This window comes from Enterococcus sp. AZ191, from assembly GCF_051713845.1.
Lineage (GTDB): Bacteria > Bacillota > Bacilli > Lactobacillales > Enterococcaceae > Enterococcus_B > Enterococcus_B durans.
In genome coordinates, this window is record NZ_JBIOQS010000001.1 from 1,428,205 (window position 1) to 1,449,215 (window position 21,011).

17 protein-coding genes are annotated in these 21,011 nt (G+C 37.1%); 16 read left to right on the top strand and 1 reads right to left on the bottom strand.

What is annotated here, in order from left to right:
- Nucleotides 1-118: 118 nt before the first annotated feature.
- The 12 genes from IGI47_RS06910 to IGI47_RS06965 all read left to right on the top strand — a co-directional run bounded on the left by IGI47_RS06910 (nt 119) and on the right by IGI47_RS06965 (nt 15,556).
- Nucleotides 119-1,732 (top strand): hypothetical protein, encoded by a 1,614-nt coding sequence (locus tag IGI47_RS06910; RefSeq protein WP_438783746.1) that lies wholly within the window; start codon nt 119-121, stop codon nt 1,730-1,732.
- Nucleotides 1,733-1,895: 163 nt separating this feature from the next.
- Nucleotides 1,896-2,465, top strand: coding sequence for a hypothetical protein (locus IGI47_RS06915; RefSeq protein ID WP_438783747.1), 570 nt, complete (start codon nt 1,896-1,898; stop codon nt 2,463-2,465).
- Nucleotides 2,466-3,106: 641 nt separating this feature from the next.
- The gene (locus tag IGI47_RS06920; protein WP_438783748.1) at nt 3,107-3,382 is read left to right on the top strand and encodes a UPF0223 family protein; all 276 of its coding nucleotides are present in this window, start codon (nt 3,107-3,109) and stop codon (nt 3,380-3,382) included.
- 4 nt (nt 3,383-3,386) lie between these two features.
- Entirely contained in the window at nt 3,387-4,169 is a 783-nt protein-coding gene (locus tag IGI47_RS06925; RefSeq protein ID WP_438783749.1) for an inositol monophosphatase family protein, read from the top strand.
- 151 nt (nt 4,170-4,320) lie between these two features.
- Nucleotides 4,321-6,150, top strand: coding sequence for a translational GTPase TypA (gene typA, locus IGI47_RS06930; protein ID WP_104661573.1), 1,830 nt, complete (start codon nt 4,321-4,323; stop codon nt 6,148-6,150).
- Between the two features lie 700 nt (nt 6,151-6,850).
- Nucleotides 6,851-8,614 (top strand): DNA helicase RecQ, encoded by a 1,764-nt coding sequence (gene recQ / locus IGI47_RS06935; protein ID WP_438783750.1) that lies wholly within the window; start codon nt 6,851-6,853, stop codon nt 8,612-8,614.
- Nucleotides 8,615-8,742: 128 nt separating this feature from the next.
- The gene (locus IGI47_RS06940; RefSeq protein ID WP_005876504.1) at nt 8,743-9,045 is read left to right on the top strand and encodes a DUF1507 family protein; all 303 of its coding nucleotides are present in this window, start codon (nt 8,743-8,745) and stop codon (nt 9,043-9,045) included.
- Nucleotides 9,046-9,047: 2 nt separating this feature from the next.
- Nucleotides 9,048-10,214 (top strand): FtsW/RodA/SpoVE family cell cycle protein, encoded by a 1,167-nt coding sequence (locus tag IGI47_RS06945; RefSeq protein ID WP_438783752.1) that lies wholly within the window; start codon nt 9,048-9,050, stop codon nt 10,212-10,214.
- 21 nt (nt 10,215-10,235) lie between these two features.
- Nucleotides 10,236-13,664, top strand: a complete 3,429-nt coding sequence (locus IGI47_RS06950) for a pyruvate carboxylase (RefSeq protein ID WP_438783753.1) — start codon at nt 10,236-10,238, stop codon at nt 13,662-13,664.
- Between the two features lie 15 nt (nt 13,665-13,679).
- Nucleotides 13,680-14,807: a CAP-associated domain-containing protein gene (locus IGI47_RS06955; protein WP_311929886.1), complete on the top strand. Its 1,128-nt coding sequence runs from the start codon at nt 13,680-13,682 to the stop codon at nt 14,805-14,807.
- On the top strand, nt 14,794-15,240 hold the full coding sequence (locus IGI47_RS06960) for a YlbF family regulator (protein WP_438783754.1): 447 nt from the start codon (nt 14,794-14,796) through the stop codon (nt 15,238-15,240). Before IGI47_RS06955 ends, IGI47_RS06960 begins: the two co-directional genes overlap by 14 nt.
- Nucleotides 15,215-15,556 (top strand): YlbG family protein, encoded by a 342-nt coding sequence (locus IGI47_RS06965; protein ID WP_311929887.1) that lies wholly within the window; start codon nt 15,215-15,217, stop codon nt 15,554-15,556. The genes IGI47_RS06960 and IGI47_RS06965 overlap by 26 nt, the downstream gene beginning before the upstream one ends.
- Nucleotides 15,557-15,977: 421 nt before the next feature.
- On the opposite strand, the gene IGI47_RS06970 is transcribed toward IGI47_RS06965, so the two are convergent.
- On the bottom strand, nt 15,978-16,550 hold the full coding sequence (locus IGI47_RS06970; protein WP_311929888.1) for a hypothetical protein: 573 nt from the start codon (nt 16,548-16,550) through the stop codon (nt 15,978-15,980).
- Between the two features lie 967 nt (nt 16,551-17,517).
- Here IGI47_RS06970 and rsmD point away from each other — a divergent pair.
- From rsmD to IGI47_RS06990, 4 genes are all read left to right on the top strand, one after another.
- On the top strand, nt 17,518-18,078 hold the full coding sequence (gene rsmD, locus IGI47_RS06975; RefSeq protein WP_438783756.1) for a 16S rRNA (guanine(966)-N(2))-methyltransferase RsmD: 561 nt from the start codon (nt 17,518-17,520) through the stop codon (nt 18,076-18,078).
- Nucleotides 18,075-18,566, top strand: coding sequence for a pantetheine-phosphate adenylyltransferase (gene coaD, locus IGI47_RS06980; RefSeq protein WP_438783757.1), 492 nt, complete (start codon nt 18,075-18,077; stop codon nt 18,564-18,566). Before rsmD ends, coaD begins: the two co-directional genes overlap by 4 nt.
- The gene (locus IGI47_RS06985; protein WP_311929889.1) at nt 18,556-19,599 is read left to right on the top strand and encodes a SepM family pheromone-processing serine protease; all 1,044 of its coding nucleotides are present in this window, start codon (nt 18,556-18,558) and stop codon (nt 19,597-19,599) included. The genes coaD and IGI47_RS06985 overlap by 11 nt, the downstream gene beginning before the upstream one ends.
- A 451-nt stretch (nt 19,600-20,050) precedes the next feature.
- A complete protein-coding gene (locus tag IGI47_RS06990; protein WP_438783758.1) occupies nt 20,051-20,749 on the top strand; it encodes a helix-hairpin-helix domain-containing protein in 699 nt (232 codons plus the stop codon).
- Nucleotides 20,750-21,011 lie beyond the last annotated feature (262 nt).

Below are 21,011 nucleotides of genomic sequence, written 5' to 3' on the forward strand. Positions count from 1 at the left end.
GGTAGTTTATAAAATATATAGAGTTGTCGAAGCTGAAAATAACTTTGAGTGATTTTTAAGCAGAATGATTAGTAAGTAGTCAAATTGAAAATAACGAAAAAGGAGAGAAAGATTATGGATGACAAATCATGCAAAAAAAACAAACGTGAACTATCCGATAAAAGTAAGAAAAAAAATTCTAGATGAATTTTTTGATGGTCGTTTGAGAAATATTAGAAAACTTGAAGCTAAATACAAGATAGCTAGAAACAAAATTTCTACGTGGGTGAAAGATGAGTATAGAAAGGGGAGGAAGCTTGAGAATATTGAAAGTAAAACAGAACCTCCAAAAATCTATGCTAAAAAAGATAAAGAGGCAATTTTAGTAGCTTATTTAAATCATCCTAATATTACGATTCAGGACTTTGCAAAACAGAATAATATTGAGATTACAACGTTCTCTAAGTGGTTATATGCCTATCGTGGTGAACACGGAATAAAAAAAAAATATTCTAAACAAGAAAAATTAACATACATAAATTTATACAAGCAAACTAACGGACAAATTACAGTCCAAAAATTTTCTGAACAATATGGCATAGCTAGAACTACATTTTCTTCATGGCTCCAACAGGATAGAGATGGAGGATTGGAACAAAAGACGATTCATCAGATACTTAACGAAAATAGAAAAGAATTTACTGCAAATCGACTAACTTCAAAAAACGATTTAGAGTATGCTAATCGTAAGCAACAAGTACCAGAAAATCAGAACGATACTAGTAGGCCGCCAACAAGTCAAGTTACGCAACTAGTGAGTGAGAACTCCCAAAGGAGTAGGAACAGCAGTGTGTCAACACCAAGTGAAATTTTGCCACTAAGTGTAAATGCAGAGGAATGGCCGAAGGACATGCTAAGTATGGAAGAAATAATGAGTATGTATGAACCAACAACGACTAACGAAGGTCAGCCAACTAGTAGTGTGTCAACACCAAGTGAAATTTTGCCACTAAGTGTAAATGCAGAGGAATGGCCGAAGGACATGCTAAGCATGGAAGAAATAATGAGTATGTATGAACCAACAACGACTAACGAAGGTCAGCCAACTAGTAGTGTGTCAACACCAAGTGAAATTTTGCCACTAAGTGTAAATGCAGAAGAATGGCCGAAGGACATGCTAAGTATGGAAGAAATAACGAGAATATATGAACCAGCAACAACGACTAACGAGGGTCAGGCAACTAGTAGTCGAATTCCCTTCGCTGATCATTCCATTGATAAGGAAGGTGCACCTAAGGTCCTAAATAATGTAATAAATAAGAACGAACAGGTTCTTGTGAAACGCAAAGCTATACCAATTTTACCCAAAATGCAATCTAATAATCCATTGGTTGTTGTGAATATTAATGGTCCAATTGTCTTTTTTAATATGAATTCTAAAACGGAGGGATCAGAAACAATAAGTAGCCTAAAGGATAACCTATTTGAAACTTTAGCAAAGTGTTTCTCCAATTCTAATAAAGAAGCCGAAATTTATTCAAACAATACAAATGTTTTAGAAAATAAGGAGAAAAGTTGTGAAAAGAAAGTAGATCCAGTGAACAGTTTGCAGGCAGCGCAAAGTGAGTTCTCAATGAATATTTCACATGCAAAAGAGAAAGCGTCAGACATGGAAATGCAACAAAAACAGAATAGTACTCCGAAAACAACAAATACGAAATTATATAAAAGTAGTAAGTATCGCTTGAAGTAATTTCATTTAAAGTGGGTATAAGTCTATAGATGGGCGGTGAGTGCTGTTTGGTATGGGATTACCATTTATACTTTAAGATTGAGGACTTATAATTATCAATAGACCAATATTTTAACTATCACTTTATAGATGTGTCATTAGTGATAAACAAGGAGTGTAGAAAATGAATGGCCCAGAAAATCAATTGGAAGGAATTTATGTGAATCCCGCTGTTTGTAATTTTACGAATCATCCTCAAATGAACGAGATTCATGAAATTTTCAGAGAAAGCGAGTGGTGCTATTTTCATCAGTTATCAGAAATTTTTGAAAAAAATCCGCAATTATATGCTAAGATTGAAAACATAATCTTTCAAAAACACCAACTATCAGGTCTATCTTTGTTAGAGGTTCTTAATAGACAAGGACAAGACCTGTTACATAGCATGTTAATTTTTCCAAACTATGAAGAGCATCGAAAAAAAGTACTTTTTGCATTATTTAGTGAGTGTCAAAAAGAAGCTAGGATAGCAATCCGAAATGCTTATTATCAAAATGGTCATCGAATAGCTAAAATAATCGCTCCTGACTTTACTCGATTCATCAATGAAGCAAGTAAAAGAGAAGAGCGAGTTAATAAGGCACGATTAAATGAACGGCTGTTAAATTCTTACATTAAAAATTTTGATAGAGAAAAACCTATAAATTTGATAAACTCTATGACAAAATTACGTAGACAAAAACGTACACGATGAAGACCTAAATGTAGCTCATTAAAGTGTAATAAGGACTTCAAATCATATTAAGTATTTTATTCAACATTCTAAAGAAAGAGTTGTTTGAAGAAACGAAAAAATGAAAAAGACTTTTATTAAAAACAACGCAATGTTTCCAAAAAAATAATTGTTACTTGCTTAAACTAGTTAAAGAAAAAAATCGGTGATGAATATCCCTATCATGTACAAGGAGAACAGTATTTTTTATTGAAAAAGAAATCACAGGAGTTAGATTAGAGCGATTTACTTTTGAACACAGCCACCTATCAAAAGAACCATGGTCATCAAAAAATAGATGATAAAAATTGATCTGTCACTGACTGTAGATTTTCGAAGAATAGAAAATCCGGAACTAAATATAGAAAATTTGCTTAGCTAAGAAAATTGTAAACAAATAATTAAAGTAAGATTGGGCGACAAACTTAGTTGCTCAATTTTTTTGTGTAGGTAAAAGAGAAGTAGCTGTTAATAAATAACGCTAGCATCATTTTCTTTTCAAGTACGAAACAATCCAATGTTTTTTATAAAAATATTATGTAAACTAGAAAGTGAAAATAATTGGTTGCTTCTTCTTTTCTATGATACACTGATTTTGATTATGATGAATAGGAGAATAAGAGATGCAAGAGTATCAATATCCAATAGACCTTGATTGGACGACCGAAGAAATGGTGATCGTCATGAAAATGTGGGAGGACCTAGAAACTGCAAACGAAAAAGGAATCGCGAACGATCAGTTTCTAAAAACCTATCAAAACTTTAAAACAGTGATCAAATCGATCGGAGAAGAAAAACGACTAAGCAGAGAATTTGAGAAAGTTTCTGGCTATTCCTTATATCGAACGGTTCAGGAAGCAAAAAAGAATACGAAAAAAATCTTGAAGATAAATGGGTGAAGACATGGAAAAACGAATCAGTGTGATCAAAGAGTGGCTTTATGAAGCAGGAGAAAAAATAACAAATGCTGAAAATAAAAAGTTGACGATTGATCAAAAGACTAGTCGAAATGATCTCGTCACTAACATGGATCGTGAGATCCAAGCTTTCTTGATCGACAAAATCCACAGATTCAATCCAGAAGCCAAAATCCTTGCAGAAGAAGATGGATACAGTAAGGTAAACGATTTTACAGGACAGCTTTTTGTGATTGATCCAATCGATGGCACACTTAATTTTGTCGTAGAACGTGAGAACTTTTGTATTATGTTAGGAGTCTACGAAGATGGGAAAGGTCAGTTAGGGTTTATTTACGATGTCGTCAAAGAAGAACTTTACTGGGGTGGTAGTGGAATAGGAGTGTATAAAAACGAAGAAGCATTGCCAAAGCCTCCCAACAGTGGATTATCTCAAGGATTATTAGGAGTAAATGGTTATTTGTTTAGTCATAACCGATTCAATGTCCGAACGATTGCAGAAAAAAGTATGGGAGCCCGCCTTTATGGATGTGCTGGTCTAGAATTGATCGCGATGCTAAAAGGGCATCATATTGGCTATATCTCTAATCTAAGTCCTTGGGATTATGCAGCGGGGAATATCTTACTAGAAGAGTTCGGAATGAAGTACAGTGGCATACTAGGTGATAAATTAAAGTTCGCAGGACGTGAATATTATCTCGCTGGAACAGAGAAGGCTTATGAAGAAATGCGACGATTGATAACCGATTCACAATCCTCAGAATCATAAAAAAACCGTAAGTTTAAGAGGAAAATGACGAGAATATTAATTTTCTCGAAAAAATGAAAACATTTTACTATATTTCATGAAAAAAATTTGCTATAATAAACAGTCGAGTAAAATTGCACTGTCATAAAGAACCGAGAAGGAGTTAGTTACATTGAACTATAGAAACGATATCCGTAACGTAGCAATCATCGCTCACGTCGATCACGGAAAAACAACATTGGTTGATGAATTATTGAAACAATCCGATACATTAGACGCACACACACAATTACAAGAACGTGCGATGGATTCAAATGCTTTGGAAAAAGAACGTGGAATCACTATTTTAGCGAAAAATACAGCGGTTGATTATAAAAACTACCGTATCAATATCATGGATACCCCTGGACACGCGGACTTCGGTGGCGAAGTTGAACGTATCATGAAAATGGTAGATGGCGTTGTACTAGTTGTTGATGCTTATGAAGGAACGATGCCACAAACACGTTTCGTATTGAAAAAAGCATTAGAACAACATATTACACCGATCGTCGTTGTGAATAAAATCGACAAACCATCTGCACGCCCAGAGTTTGTTGTTGATGAAGTACTAGAATTATTCATCGAATTGGGTGCTGATGATGATCAATTAGATTTCCCAGTTATTTACGCTTCAGCATTGAATGGAACTTCAAGCTTGTCTGATGATCCTGCTGACCAAGAACCAACGATGGCACCGGTTTTCGATACGATCGTTGAAAAGATCCCGGCTCCAGTAGATAACAGCGACGAACCTTTACAATTCCAAGTATCATTGTTAGATTACAATGATTATGTTGGACGTATCGGGATCGGCCGTGTTTTCAGAGGGACCATCAAAGTAGGGGATCAAGTAGCCTTGATCAAACTTGACGGTTCAGTTAAAAAATTCCGTGTAACGAAATTGTTTGGTTTCTTCGGTCTGAAACGTTTAGAAATCCAAGAAGCAAAAGCTGGAGATTTGATTGCTGTGTCAGGTATGGAAGATATCTTCGTCGGTGAAACAGTTACACCTGTAGATAACCAAGAAGCATTACCGATCTTACACATTGATGAACCAACTTTACAAATGACATTCTTAGTAAATAATTCACCATTTGCTGGGCGCGAAGGTAAATTCGTCACTGCACGTAAAATTGAAGAACGCTTGATGGCTGAACTTCAAACAGACGTTTCACTACGTGTTGAACCAACAAACTCTCCAGATGCTTGGACTGTTTCTGGTCGTGGGGAACTACATTTATCGATCTTGATCGAAAATATGCGTCGTGAAGGCTATGAATTACAAGTATCACGTCCAGAAGTAATCGAAAAAATCATCGATGGTGTAAAATGCGAACCATTTGAACGTGTTCAAATCGATACTCCAGAAGAATACATGGGTAGTGTAATCGAATCATTGAGCCTACGCAAAGGCGAAATGCAAGACATGATCCATACTGGAAATGGTCAGATCCGTTTGACATTCCTAACCCCAGCACGTGGCTTGATCGGTTATTCTACTGAATTCCTTTCTATGACACGCGGATATGGAATCATGAACCATACCTTCGATCAATATTTACCAATGTTACCAGGACAAATCGGTGGACGCCACCAAGGTGCTCTTGTTTCGATCGATGCAGGGAAAGCAACAACTTATTCCATCATGAGTATTGAAGAACGTGGAACAGTCTTTGTTGAACCAGGTACAGAAGTATACGAAGGAATGATCATTGGCGAAAACAGCCGTGAAAATGACTTGACTGTCAACATTACAAAAGCAAAACAAATGACCAATGTACGTTCTGCTACGAAAGACCAAACATCTGTCATCAAAAAACCAAAACAATTAACATTAGAAGAATCATTAGAATTCTTGAATGATGATGAATATTGTGAAGTAACACCAGAAAGTATTCGTTTAAGAAAACAAATCTTGAACAAAAATGTTCGTGAAAAAGCGTCTAAAAAGAAAAAATAATGCGTGATCAAGCATCATAGGAGGAGGGGATAAAATCCCCTCCTTTTTTAGTTTGTCAGTCACAGCGGTGAACGAAACTGACTCTTTAGGCGATGCTATAAAAGTACAACTACAATCGAAACCGATAAATCTAGCTGGTTTTGTATATAGCTGAAAATAACTGATTCTCTAGTAATGTTGTTCAAATATAAAAAGTTCGTAGCATGGAGTGATCTAGTACATCAGGTTAAGTGTTATTTATCTAAAAAAAATATTTTTGATATGCTTAAGATAACAAGTGTGTAATTGATGCTATCACTGTCGACTAAGTAGGATAAAAAGCCTTTAGCTATGCTATTTTACAAAGAGGCTACAAAAATCAAAGGGCGTGATGAAGTGCGCGTTTCAGCTAATGTGTCACCTAGCATGGAAAGAAAATAGTTTATTCTAAAAATTTGATTGTGGTGATTATGCTCAGCTGTTTCTGTGGAGAAGTAGATTTAGAAATAGAGAAAAACACACGAAATAGCGGAAAAAGTCTATTAAAAGACTTTTTAAAAACTCAAAATGAGTTCTCTGGTGTTTCATAAATGCATTTTGTTTCACGGATAAAAGGGTTGTTCTGAGTGACAACGAGAAGTAAAATAGTTCTTGCGTAATCTATTTAAATGAATGAAATATTGCCATCATTTTCTTAAAATATGTATAAAGTAGGGATAAGATGAATGAATTACTAAAAAAATATTTTGGCTACGAAGAATTTCGCCCAGGGCAAAGGGAAATCATTCAAAAAGTGATGGAACATGAAGATGTGCTGGGTATCATGCCGACAGGAAGTGGGAAATCAGTGTGCTATCAGTTGCCAGCATTGATGCTAGATGGTTTGACAATCGTCGTTTCACCCTTGATATCCCTCATGAAAGATCAAGTAGATGCGGCTAACCAGTTAGGGATAGCTGCAACATTTATCAATAGTTCGTTGAATGGCTATGAAACAGCAAGACGTTTCCAAGAACTTGAACATAGGGAGATCCAGTTGCTCTATGTTGCGCCTGAACGCTTTATCATGCCAGATTTCATTCGTTCGATGCAACATTGGAATGTCCAACTGCTTGCCATTGATGAAGCACATTGTATTTCCCAATGGGGACATGATTTCCGGCCTAGTTATCTTCAAATGGCAGAAAAGTTGAATGAGTTAATCCAACGGCCGATCATTGTTGCATTAACAGCAACTGCAACGATAGCTGTAGCCGAAGACATCAAAAGACTTTTAAAGATTCCGGTCAAAAATCATATCCAAACCGGGTTTGCTCGCGAAAATCTACGGTTGCAAGTAATCAAGGATCAAAAAAAAGAACAATATTTGGTCGAATATCTGCGTATGAATCAGAAACAATCCGGCATCATCTATGCGGCAACACGCAAAGAAGTTGACCGTATCTATCATTTATTAAAAAAATTTGGTTTCAATGCTGGCAGGTACCACGGTGGCATGAGTGAACGGGAACGAACGGAAATGCAAGAAGCTTTTCTGTATGACCGCATGGAGCTATTGGTGGCTACCAATGCTTTTGGAATGGGGATCAATAAAAGCAATATCCGCTTTGTCATCCATTATCAAATACCAGGTTCTTTGGAGGCATATTATCAAGAAGCAGGTAGAGCGGGAAGAGATGGTCTTCTAAGTGATGCTATCTTGTTATTTGCACCGCAAGATATCCAGATCCAGAAATTTTTTATCCAGCAATCACAACGGGAAGATTCTCAAAAGCAAAAAGAATATGAAAAATTAAAAGCTATGACCGAATATATCTATATTGAGGATTGTTTGCAGAAATATATCTTAGCTTATTTTGGAGAAGATGGTGTAGCTTGCGAGCGTTGCGGGAACTGTTTAGATGATCGAGAGTTGATCGATGTTACGAAGGAAACACAGATGGTTTTATCCTGTATCAAACGGATGGGCGAAAACTATGGGAAGCAGATGTTGATGAAAGTGTTAGCTGGATCGAAGGAGCAAAAAGTGAAAAACTTCGGATTTGATCGACTTTCTACGTACGGTTTATTAAAGAAATACGCGCAAAAAGATATCTTGCAGCTGATCGAATTCCTTATCTCTGGTGGTTACTTGCTCTCTGTGAGTGGAGAGTACCCCGTTTTGAAGGTCACAGAGTCAGGTATCGCTGTTCTCACTGGAAAAAAACAAGTATTTAAGAAAGAACCAAAGAAAGTAGTTCAACTTTCAGATGAAGCTGCAGACAGTCTGTTTGAAGCATTACGAGAACTGCGAACAGACTTAGCTTCTGAAGCTGGTGTTGCACCATATGTCGTTTTTTCTGATTCAACGTTAAAAGAAATGAGCCAACAAAGACCACAAAACCGACTGGCATTTCTGCAAATAAAAGGTGTCGGTCAAAGTAAATTAGATAAATACGGAGAAGCATTCTTAGCAGTTATCAAAGAAGCACAAAGCGAAAAATGAAAAGTGAGTCCATCGTGCAAAACAAAAGGATAAAAAAAGGGAAAATCACCTTACGAAAACCGTGATTTTTCCCCGTTGGATTTTTAAGTATGTTATAATAAATAAACTTAGAATGGGGGTAGGCGTAGATGGATTCTCTGTCAAATGAATTTGCAGTCCAAGTATTGAAAGATGAAGCTGAACGGATCAAACGCTTGATCAAAAATCAAAAAAACAGCTTATGTATCTCGCAATGTAAAGCATTTGAAGAAGTAGTGGATACGCAAATGTATGGATTCTCACAACAAGTCAATTTTGCGATACGTGTGGGGATAGTCGAAAAAACAGAAGGTCAGCTATTGCTGAGTGAATTAGAGCGTGAACTGAACCATTTGTATAGTGAAGTTTACCAAGAAAATTATGATAAAAAAGAAATTGGCAAGGAGGAGTAAACTTGCCTAAGAAAGTTAAAAAAAGGCATTTATTAGACTATAGCATATTGATCCCATATTTGATTCTATGTGTATTGGGATTGATCATGGTCTATAGTTCTTCATCATATTTATTAATGGAAAACGGGACAAGCCCTTCCGCATCATTTTTGAATCAAAGTATTTTTTGGGTCCTGAGCCTAATTGTAATCGGGCTGCTTTATAAAATGAAAACCGATGTTTTGAAGAATCAGCGGTTGATCATGGCAGCAATCGCTGTGCTGACGATTTTACTTTTGATCGTTTTATTTTTTGGTAAAGAGATCAATGGTGCAAAAGGATGGATTCAGATCGCTGGATTTACGATCCAGCCTGCAGAGTATTTAAAGATCATCGCAATCTGGTATTTGTCTTGGACTCTTTCCAAACGACAATACAGCATCCAAAAAGATTTTATCGGCACGGTCAAACGACCTCTTGCTTTGGTATTGGTATTGACGGCTATCGTTGCAATCTTGCCCGATTTTGGGAACGCAACTGTCATCTTTTTGATTACGTTGGTTTTGCTTTTAGCAAGTGGTATCAACTATGTATATACATTGATCGTTGGATTTGGCGGAGTTGGTCTAAGTGTGTTTACTATCTGGCTAGTCAATATCACTCACGGGAAATTTCTTCCTGAACGATTGCAATATATCTATAATCGTTTTGCTGTTTTTCAGAATCCTTTTTCCGATGAACTCAATAGAGGGCACCAAATGGTCAACGGCTATTATGCGATGTTCAACGGCGGTCTATTTGGCCGAGGATTAGGGAATAGTATCCAGAAAAAAGGCTTCTTACAAGAAGCACAAACCGATTTCATCTACGCGATCGTAGTAGAAGAACTAGGTGTTATCATGGGGATCCTGATCCTTGCTCTACTATTCTTTATGATCACTCGGATCATTTTAGTAGGGACGCGCTCAAAAGATCCATTCAATTCATTATTGTGTATCGGGATCGGAGCAATGTTCTTAGTTCAAGTATTTGTAAACCTTGGAGGGATCACTGGTGTTATCCCATTGACAGGTATTACTTTCCCATTTTTGAGTCAGGGCGGTTCTAGTCTCTTGATGCTCTCGATCTGTATTGGTTTTGTATTGAATATCAGTGCAGATGAGAAAAGAAAAAGCTTAGGTTTATACTAAAAAAGATGTAGGAGTGGTTCGATGGAAAAAGTTTTAGTTGCTAACAGAGGAGAGATTGCGGTACGTGTGTTCCGTGCTTGCACAGAATTAGGAATTAAAACTGTTGGTATCTACGCTGAAGAAGATGAGTATTCAGTACACCGATTCAAAGCAGATGAAGCATATTTGATTGGTCAAGGGAAAAAACCGATCGATGCGTATTTAGATATTGAAGGGATCATCTCGATCGCAAAACAATGCGGAGCTGATGCTATTCATCCAGGATATGGATTACTATCTGAAAATTTAGGTTTTGCACAACGTTGTAAAGAAGAGGGGATCACTTTTGTCGGGCCGGATTTACATCATCTTGATATTTTTGGAGATAAAATCAAAGCAAAAGCAGCAGCGATTGAAGCTGGGATCGCATCGATTCCTGGAACAGATGGCCCGATTGCGAGTGTAGAAGAAGCACTAGATTTTGGCGAACGCTATGGTTATCCAATCATGATCAAAGCAGCTTTAGGTGGTGGCGGACGTGGGATGCGTGTTGCTCATGATGAAAAAAGCGCTCGAGAAGGATATGAACGTGCTAAAAGCGAAGCAAAAGCAGCGTTTGGTAGCGATGAAGTCTATGTAGAAAAATATATAGCGAACCCTAAGCATATCGAAGTCCAAATTCTTGGAGATAAGCATGGCAATGTGATCCATTTATTTGAAAGAGATTGTTCTGTTCAAAGACGACACCAAAAAGTTGTAGAAGTCGCACCTTGTGTGTCCATGAACGAGGAACAGCGTCAGCGGATCTGTGAAGCTGCTGTCCAATTGATGAAATATGTGGGCTATGTCAATGCTGGAACAGTCGAGTTTTTGGTTGAAGGAGACGATTTTTACTTTATCGAGGTCAATCCTCGAGTGCAAGTAGAGCATACGATCACTGAAATGATCACAGATGTCGATATTGTAACGACACAATTATTGATTGCACAAGGAAAAGATCTGCACAAAGAAATCGGTTTGCCAGAACAATCAGGGATCAAGCTTAATGGTTCGGCGATCCAGTGCCGAATCACGACAGAAGACCCGTTGAATCATTTTCTTCCTGACACAGGGAAAATCGATACTTACCGTTCTCCAGGTGGATTCGGCGTCCGTTTAGATGTCGGTAATGCTTATTCTGGTTATGTCGTTACTCCTTATTTTGACTCTTTATTAGTTAAAGTTTGTACGCATGCAGCTGATTTTGACACTGCGATCCAAAAAATGACACGTTGTCTGAAAGAATTTCGGATTCGTGGAGTAAAAACCAACATTCCATTTATGTTAAACGTTATTTCTCATCCTGTGTTCCAATCCGGTAATGCAAAAACGACGTTTATTGATAATACAAAAGAACTATTTGAATTTCCTCGTTTGAGAGACCGTGGCAATAAAACAATGAAATACATCGGTGAAATCACTGTCAATGGCTTCCCTGGAATCAAAAAAGGGGAAAAACCATTCTATGAAAAACCACGTCTACCTAAAAAACTGATCACTCGGGATGAGTATCTCACAGCGAAAAATGTTTTAGATAATGAGGGAGCTGATGGATTAGTCCAGTGGATCAAGAATCAAGAAAATCTGCTAATTACTGATACGACCTTTAGAGATGCGCATCAAAGTTTATTGGCAACTAGAGTACGGACAAAAGATTTCAAAGAAGTTGCCCGTTTAACAGGCGAGGGACTTCCAGAACTTTTCTCAAGTGAGATGTGGGGAGGAGCCACTTTTGATGTGGCCTATCGTTTCTTGAATGAAGACCCATGGCAAAGACTAAGAAAAATCCGTTCCTTGATGCCTAACACTTTATTGCAGATGCTGTTCAGAGGATCAAATGCAGTAGGATACTCGAATTATCCAGATAACGTGTTAGTGGAATTTGTGAAAGAAGCGGCGGCACAAGGAATTGATGTCTTTCGGATTTTTGATAGCTTGAACTGGACACCTCAAATGGAAAAAAGTATTCAAGCAGTCCGAGATACAGGGAAAATCGCAGAAGCCGCAATCTGCTATACTGGCGATATCAACGATCCAAGTCGCGCAAAATACAATGTGCAATATTATAAAGATATGGCAAAAGAGCTTGAACAACTAGGGGCGCATATCATAGCAATCAAAGATATGGCTGGATTATTAAAACCTCAGGCAGCCTATCGTTTGATTAGTGAATTGAAAGAAACAATTGATTTACCGATCCATTTGCATACACATGATACTAGCGGAAATGGGATCATCACCTATTCAGCAGCAACCAAAGCTGGGGTGGACATTGTCGACGTAGCCATGAGTGCGATGAGTGGAAATACGAGTCAACCGAGCATGAGCAGTTTATATTATGCGTTAGTCAATGGTCCTCGCTTACCTGAGATCAATATCCAAAATGCACAACAATTGAACCATTACTGGGAAGATGTACGTATGTACTATAAACCATTTGAAAATGGGTTAAACGCCCCTGAAACAGAAGTCTACATGCACGAAATGCCAGGGGGACAATATTCAAATCTCCAACAACAGGCAAAAGCGGTCGGTCTAGGACACAAATGGGATGAAATCAAACAGATGTATCATACGGTCAATTTAATGTTTGGTGACATCGTTAAAGTAACACCGTCATCAAAAGTGGTGGGGGATATGGCGTTATTCATGGTCCAAAATGATTTGACGGAAGACGATATCTATGAAAAAGGAGACACGTTGAGTTTCCCAGAATCAGTTGTCACTTTCTTCCAAGGTGAGTTGGGACAACCAGTTGGTGGATTCCCTGAAAAATTACAAAAGATCATTTTGAAAGGAAGACCTGCAATCGATGTCCGTCCAGGTGCTTTAGCTGAACCAGTCGACTTTGAACAAGTCAAAAATGAGTTAGCTGAAAAAATTGGTTATGAGCCTAAAAATGGAGAAGTTTTGAGCTATTTGATGTATCCTCAAGTCTTTTTAGATTATCAAAAAGCATACAATCAATTTGGCGATGTGACTTTATTAGATACACCAACGTTCTTCCAAGGGATTCGCTTGGGTGAAACAGTGAATGTCCAAATCGAAAGAGGAAAAATCTTGATCATTCGGTTGGATGAGATCGGTGAACCAGATATTGAAGGAAATCGCGTGTTGTTCTTCAATCTGAATGGTCAACGCCGCGAAATATTGATCAAGGATACTTCGATCATCAGTTCAGTTCAAACACGTTTGAAAGCTGAACCAACGAATCGCGAACAAATCGGGGCAACGATGTCAGGTTCTGTGCTAGAAGTGTTAGTGAAAAAAGGCGACAAAGTAAAAAAAGGAGACACTTTGATGATCACAGAAGCGATGAAGATGGAAACGGCGATCGAAGCGCGTTTTGACGGAGAAATTGCCCATATCTATGTGGCAAATGGTGATTCGATTGCGTCAGGTGACCTCTTGATCGAAGTGACTGAAAAATAAAGGTGGTGGGTTAGCATGAAACGGCTAGGATTATTTATCTTGATATTGCTATCAGTGATCGTCGCATTCTACATGCAGCCGGTATTGTTCCCACCCGTGCTAGAGGCAAAAAAAAGCCAAGAACAACAGACACAAAACCAGATGACGACGTGGAAATACCAGGAGCTTAAAGCAACTGGTATTTCCACCTATATCGGAAAGCCAATCGAAGAGTTAGAACAGCATTTTGGAAAACCATATGATCGCTTAACTTCTGGCTTTGGCTTTGAAACTAGATACTATCAGGATACCCAAGGACAATGGTCTTTCGAAGCAAATATCCAAGATGATAAAGTAGAAGCCGTCAAAGTATTAAAAGCAGATCATGAAACGATCGCACCTTTTACGCTTGGTATGACGATGCAAGATTTAACGGATATCACGACCATTTATACAAATTTCACATTTGAGTATCAAGATACAGAAGTTGGTATTGAGTTGATGGAAGAGGATATGAATTATCGACCACTGCTCGCCTTTGACAATCAGACTTTTGGTATTTTGTTTTTTGATCAAAGTACAGGTGATTTGTTCTCAGTAGTATATTTGAGTAAAGATAGTTTACTGAAATTGTTGCCTTATCAAGTGTTTGGTGAAGGGTTACCTCATTATCAATTAGAGGATGATGCAGATTGGGAAGAAATCAATCAATCCAAGGAAAATAAAAGTTTTATTTTGTTGAATTCTTTGAGAAAACAAGATGATTTACCACTTTATCGAAGAAACATCAATTTTTCCGATAAAACGAATTTATTACTACATGATTATTTGAAAAAACCAGAAGAATTTCTTTCAGAAGATCGGTTAACAGAATGGAAGCAAACATTGGGTAGTGCAAAAACGGCTACAAAATTCACTCTAGCCAAAGACGAACTGGATAAGTTAACAGGAAAAGGCAAATTACAGCATGTCAATGGCGTATTTACTCACCCTGTCATCGACCCCACGTTCACTTTTTTATTTTTGTATAGCGATCCGTACTACCATGATCGTTTCTTGCTTGATTCCCCTGATCAGTTAGGAATTGCTTTTTCTAAAGAAAATATGATAGTCTTGATGCAAGAAGAAGTTGAGGAGAGTAGCGATAGCAGTGATAATCAATGAAGAATTATTTGTTTTAGAAGATCAATGTAAACGTTTGGCGAATTGTATCATTGAAAGTCATACAATGAGCGAATACATGAAAACAAAAAAACAGATGGAGCAATCGAAAGAAGTTGCGAAGTTAAAAGCTGATTTTTTCAAAAAAAAAGAAGACTATGAAAAGATTGCGCCCTACAAAGAGTATGCGCCAGGGTACAAAGAAACGTATTTGGCTGTTAGAAAAGCCAAAAGACAACTTGATTTAAATGACTCAGTCGCCGCCTTTCGGATACAAGAAACCCAACTTCAAAATATACTCGATGAAATCAGTCAGGAACTTGCACAAGCTGTTTCTTCGGAGATCAAGATCGATGCAGGCAATCCTTTCTTTGAAAAAGGAAGGCATGCTGGATGTGGAGGAAACTGTCATGGAAACAGAAAACAATCAATTTGAAATAACGAAGCGACGTGGACTGATCGTATGGGTCTATAGCCTGAAACAACTAAAGAATCTCAAGAAGTTTGGTTTGCTTCATTATGTTTCAAGAAAAATGAAATACGTGGTCATCTATTTGAACGAAGAAACATTCGATCAAACAGAAGAACGAATCAAAAAATTACATTTTGTACGCAACGTAGAGCGTTCATATCGCCCAGATATTGAAATGAATTTTGCAGAAAAAATCGGATCAAAAGCACAAGTGAAAGATGATGGCTTCGAAGTAGAAGAAGCCAATACTAAAATTCGCTTGGCAGACCATATTTTTTAACTTTTTTACAAGTTTAGACGAGGTCGAGACAAAAGTCGTTTAGGTTTGAAAAATTGGAGAAAAAAACGAACAATACGTTTTTTGTATTGCTCGTTTTTTTTTTTTTGAAATTTCCGAAAAACCTAACTTTTGGACGCCGTTTATTCGAGAGTCTGTAGCAAAACCGATTTTTAGCTTTGTCCTACATTCACTTTTTTGTCTTTGCGGAAATCAGTAAAGGGAATGTGAACATATGTATAGATCTTTTTTAGGGAAAGAACATGAAGGTTGTGCCGTAACAAAGCTGAAAATGCATTATTGTAAGTTTTACGAAACTAGAAAACTCCTTTGACTAAATGAATAGTTGTAACCATTCATTGATCAAAAGGAGTATCTATCTTATCTCTATCATTTTTTGAGAAAGTATTGAGAATCTGCAGCTCTAAAAATATAGGTAAGAAATTATATAGGCTATAAAAAATGCGTAGAGGCCACAAATAAGATTTAAAATACCTAGTAGTCTGGCTGATCTAACCATTTTATTCACTGTTTCAAGAGGATGCAAAACAACCATCAGTGGGTTATCGGGATGGGTTTCCAAATAGTCCATCCAGAAAGCTTGCTCTTTATCAGGATTTGGCGTTGATAAAGAGATGATTGAAATGTAGACGAAGAGTATGCCTAAACAGATATACTCACCAATTAAATTATCGGAAATGACTAATCCTATGGCTACTCCAAGCGTAATGAGAATCAGAAATGCTAAGAAAACTACGAGTTTCAAATTAGAGTAACCGTTGAAATAAATTTTAGAATAGGCTGTAATACATTCTTTTCTGTATTTCAAATCCTTATCAGATAAATCAGGATATTTCTCTTTCAATACGGCTTTTTCTTTATCTGATCTAGTTTTATTTCTTCTTCCTCGAAGAATCACAAAAACAAAATTTAGAAATAAAAGTACACAAAAAATGATTAAAAGGATGTCTGGGTTTAGATAACTGTCAATTTCCATAGGGATACCTCGCTTGATGTTTAGATTTTTCTTTAAAATAATCTTGTCTCGTAAATCTTAAGAATTATGTTTTAAATTTCTTATGTTGGTATTATATCAATCATAGCGGTATGTTCAGAATTATGAGATGTAGATTTGAGCGCCAAAGATGACCGTGGAAGTTCTCTTTTTGATTGATATAATCTTGTCAGAGACTTTCGCTCCTTTCATTTTGAAGGTATTTTCTAAATCGATGAAGTCTAGAGCGAGAGTTGAAAGTGACGAGAAACTGTTGTTTGACTCTTACGTAGTTTCTTCCAATTTCTGAAACATTAAATGATTACTGGAAACCTTCATTTTAAATTTAGTACCAGTTTTAATTTTAGCCATAGCTTTTGTCTCATTGGACTTATCGACGCATCTATTTAATAACAGAAAACCAATTAGCCAATAGTTATGATATAATTCTTTATTTGCTGGGAGTAAATCAGCTCACCACCCTTGACAGAATGGTAACTAGTTCTAAGACTTAAATATAGTTTAGTTATTTTAATGGAAAAGTCAAGACAATATAATGACAAGAAACTGAAATTGTCTGTATATTGTAAAAAATGTATCGCAGTTTCATAGACAGAAGAAGTGACTCTAGCCAATGGCTTTTTGCTTTAGAACCACCCATTTGGAAATTTTGATCTTATCGTTGATTGAACCCATACCAGTTTTTGGAAAAGGATGAGAGAATACCAGGTGATGAATCAACTGCTAATCATCGTGTAATACGTTCGTTCAAATTGTACATTTTACGGTAACGTTTGATGAAAGAGGAAAGAGAATATGAAACCTTGTTCTACGAAGAATCACATATTCGTAATTGCCCTAGGCATGAGTAACATACTTGTTGTTTCCACTAATTTAATGGGAATCCAAGTTTTTTTTTCGCTTTTTTTGGTATACTAGTAGCAGTACGATTTTTAAGAGGAGTGAGTAAATGCGAGTCATTTCAGGAGAGTATGGAGGACGGCGCTTGAAGAGCCTGTCTGGGCCTAACACACGTCCGACAACAGATAAAGTAAAAGAATCAATATTCAATATGATTGGCCCTTATTTCGATGGAGAAGAAGTATTAGACTTGTTTTCCGGAAGTGGTGGTTTAGCCATCGAAGCAGTATCTCGAGGTTGCTCGCATGCTGTTTGTGTAGATAAAAACTACCAAGCTTTGAAAATCATCAAAGAAAATATTGCAATAACAAAAGAGCCAGAAAAATTTACCACACTAAAACTTGATGCAGACAAAGCAATCGAAAAATTAGCGCAACTTGGGGAAAAGTTTGACTATCTTTTTCTTGATCCACCTTATGCTAAACAACAGATTATCGAACAAATCGAAAAAATGTCGGCACTTGATCTTTTCAAAGAGGAAGCTGTCATTGTCTGTGAAACAGACAAAGCAGTGGAATTGCCAGAAAAAATCACTTGTTTCGAGCAAATCAGAAAACAAACTTACGGAATCACTTCTGTGACAATATACCGAAAAGAGGACGATAAATGAAAAGAGCGCTATTTCCAGGAAGCTTTGATCCATTGACAAATGGACATTTGAATACGATTGAACGAGCAGCAAAACTATTTGATGAAGTAGTGATTGGCGTGTTTGTGAATACCTCAAAGAAAAGCCTATTTCCTGCTGGGGAACGAGTGGCATTGATCAAACAGTCAGTCCTACATATTCCGAATGTCAAAGTCGTTCATCAGGAAAGTCAATTGACTGTAGAGACGGCCAAAGAATTGGGTGCAACTGTGTTGATCCGAGGAGTTCGCAATATCAAAGATTTTGAATATGAAAGAGATATCGCACAGATGAATCGTCATTTGTCTAACGAGCTTGAAACAGTCTTTCTGTTGGCTGAACCAAAATATAGCCATATCAGTTCTAGTTTATTGAAAGAGGTTCTTTATTTTGGTGGAGATGTAACAGAATATTTACCAGATGCAATCAACGAAGCACTAGCTAGAAAGCGTGAATCTAATGAACTTTAAAAAGTGGTTAAAAACGATTCTCGTTATTTTTCTGGGAATCTTTATCGTTGGCTTCGTAGTCGTTCCTCTGCCTTACTATGTAGAGTCACCAGGAGCAACGATCAACTTAAAGGAACTGATTACAGTGAATGATCAACAGGACAAAGCATCTGGTTCATTCTCTTTGACTTCTGTCGGCATTCGCAAAGCAACAGGTTTTCTTGCAGTAAAAGCAAAATTATCTAGATTTGAAGATTTGATTAGTGAAGAAAAATTGACTGGTGGTGCGACGAATGAAGAGTACAATCAGATGCAGCGTTATTACATGGAATCCTCTCAAAATGCAGCAATCGAGCAAGCATTGAAGTTAGCAAAGCTCCCTTATGAGATGGAGTTTAAAGGTGTGTATGTCATGAGTGTAGAGAAAAACTCTAATTTCTATGGTAAATTATCTGTAGGAGATACAGTGACAAAAGTTGATGGACAAAGCTTTAAGAGTGCAGAAGCATTTATGGAGTATGTGAAGAGTCAAAAAGTAGGGGACACTGTCAGCATAACCTATCTGCATAATGGGACAGAAAAGGAAACTTCAGGGAAACTGATCAAACTTCCAACTGATAAAAAAGCAGGTATCGGAATCACTTTGACAGATCATACAGCCATCAAATCTGATACACAAGTAACAATTGATTCAGGCTCGATTGGCGGACCATCTGCCGGTTTGATGTTTACACTTGAGATTTATGAACAATTGACAGGAAAGAATCTTCGTCAAGGCAAAGAAATCGCTGGTACTGGCACGATCAATAGCGCAGGGGAAGTTGGTCGGATCGGTGGGATCGACAAAAAAGTTGCTAGTGCAGATCAAGCAGGTGTCGAAGTATTCTTTGCACCAGATGATGAGATTTCTAAGGAAATGAAAAAAGAATATCCAGAGTTACAATCAAATTATGAGGAAGCTAAAAAAGCAGCGAAAGAACTCAATTCATCAATGAAAATCGTTCCTGTAAAAACAGTACAAGATGCGTTGGACTATTTAGAAAACATGAAATAGTCTGCCTTTATTCATAGAGTGAGGTTGAGACAAAAGTCATTTAGGCTTGAGAAATTGGAGAGAAAAGAGGCTGGGACAGAAGTGTTTAACTCCGAGAAATAAGAAGAAATTAACGAAAATTGCTTTTCAAATTTTTGTGAATTTCTGCTTATTTAAGAAGGAGTTGCTTCTGCTCCCACCGTTTATTCGTTTTTAAAGAATGAGACAAAAGTGTTTCTTACTTTTGTCCCACTCTTTTTTTGAAATTTCCGAAAAACCTGATTTTTGGACGCCGTTTATTCGAGAGTCTGTAGCAAAACTGTAGAGTTGTCTCATATTCTTTTTTTATGAAAGAATGATCGTTTGAATGATAAATCCCACCTTTTTACGTATTTGATTGTGAAGAGCAAAGTAGCACTTATCACTAAGAAGACAGAGGCATTCGCTATATTCAGTGAAAGGAGTTGAATGAATGAAAAAAATCTACCAACATATCATTGATTCGCCTAAGCTTATTATCAGTGTTTTATTGAGCGTAGCTCTTTTATTTCTTGGAGCAGGGCTATTAGCGGGGAGGATCATTAGTCAAAAGGACGATGGACATGTGCCATTGAACCTTTCCGTAAATAGTTCTAATAGTTCTATAGTTACAGAAGAAAATATGCGGGAGGAGAAGAAAACGTACAAAGAAACAAGTAAAGAAACTATTCCGGTGATCAATTATGTAGATGTAAAAGGGGCGGTGAACAGGCCAGGCATCTATTCCTTTTCTTTGGGAGAAAGAGTCCATGATGTAATAGAAAAAGCTGGGGGGGTAACGGATACAGCTGATGGGAATCAAATCAATCTAGCAGCAAAGTTGATAGACCAACAATTGATTTATGTACCCGTAATTGGAGAAGAGATACCTGAAGCAGCTAAGGGCCAACAGTCTCATCCAGTAGAAGAGACTGAAAAAAACGGTCAGGAAGAAAAGATAAATCTCAATACAGCAGACTTGGCACAATTACAGCAGATACCTGGGATCGGTAACGTAAAAGCGCAAGAGATCATTCGCTATAGGGAAGAAAAAGGTTCCTTTCAAAAAATAGAAGAATTGCAAGAAATAACAGGAATAGGTGCAAAGACAGTCGAACAGCTTAGAAATTGGGTCACAGTCACTGGTGAATGAACTATTCAAACACGTACGGTCCACAGTTTTGCATACTTTTATTTCATTAGAATGGATCATATGATTTGCAGTTGTCTAAGTATATATTTAGCAGCACATATACCAAAAATCGAGGGAATGTGGTAAAGTTTCAGTAGATGATTTACCTATAGTGATTAATAGATTCCCATGACTCAAAAAAATGTTCAAGAAACTAAAAATAGTTTCGCAACTAACGTATGTTTTAAGTGAAGACTAGATCTCATTCAGTGAGTAAGTACGG

Bases quoted from the DNA above. Each gene is read 5' to 3' on its own strand.
- IGI47_RS06910 (WP_438783746.1), top strand. From the start codon at position 119: ATGACAAATCATGCAAAAAAAACAAACGTGAACTATCCGATAAAAGTA.
- IGI47_RS06915 (WP_438783747.1), top strand. From the start codon at position 1,896: ATGAATGGCCCAGAAAATCAATTGGAAGGAATTTATGTGAATCCCGCT.
- IGI47_RS06920 (WP_438783748.1), top strand. From the start codon at position 3,107: ATGCAAGAGTATCAATATCCAATAGACCTTGATTGGACGACCGAAGAA.
- IGI47_RS06925 (WP_438783749.1), top strand. From the start codon at position 3,387: ATGGAAAAACGAATCAGTGTGATCAAAGAGTGGCTTTATGAAGCAGGA.
- recQ (WP_438783750.1), top strand. From the start codon at position 6,851: ATGAATGAATTACTAAAAAAATATTTTGGCTACGAAGAATTTCGCCCA.
- IGI47_RS06940 (WP_005876504.1), top strand. From the start codon at position 8,743: ATGGATTCTCTGTCAAATGAATTTGCAGTCCAAGTATTGAAAGATGAA.
- IGI47_RS06950 (WP_438783753.1), top strand. From the start codon at position 10,236: ATGGAAAAAGTTTTAGTTGCTAACAGAGGAGAGATTGCGGTACGTGTG.
- IGI47_RS06955 (WP_311929886.1), top strand. From the start codon at position 13,680: ATGAAACGGCTAGGATTATTTATCTTGATATTGCTATCAGTGATCGTC.
- IGI47_RS06965 (WP_311929887.1), top strand. From the start codon at position 15,215: ATGGAAACAGAAAACAATCAATTTGAAATAACGAAGCGACGTGGACTG.
- IGI47_RS06970 (WP_311929888.1), bottom strand. From the start codon at position 16,550: ATGGAAATTGACAGTTATCTAAACCCAGACATCCTTTTAATCATTTTT.
- rsmD (WP_438783756.1), top strand. From the start codon at position 17,518: ATGCGAGTCATTTCAGGAGAGTATGGAGGACGGCGCTTGAAGAGCCTG.
- coaD (WP_438783757.1), top strand. From the start codon at position 18,075: ATGAAAAGAGCGCTATTTCCAGGAAGCTTTGATCCATTGACAAATGGA.
- IGI47_RS06985 (WP_311929889.1), top strand. From the start codon at position 18,556: ATGAACTTTAAAAAGTGGTTAAAAACGATTCTCGTTATTTTTCTGGGA.
- IGI47_RS06990 (WP_438783758.1), top strand. From the start codon at position 20,051: ATGAAAAAAATCTACCAACATATCATTGATTCGCCTAAGCTTATTATC.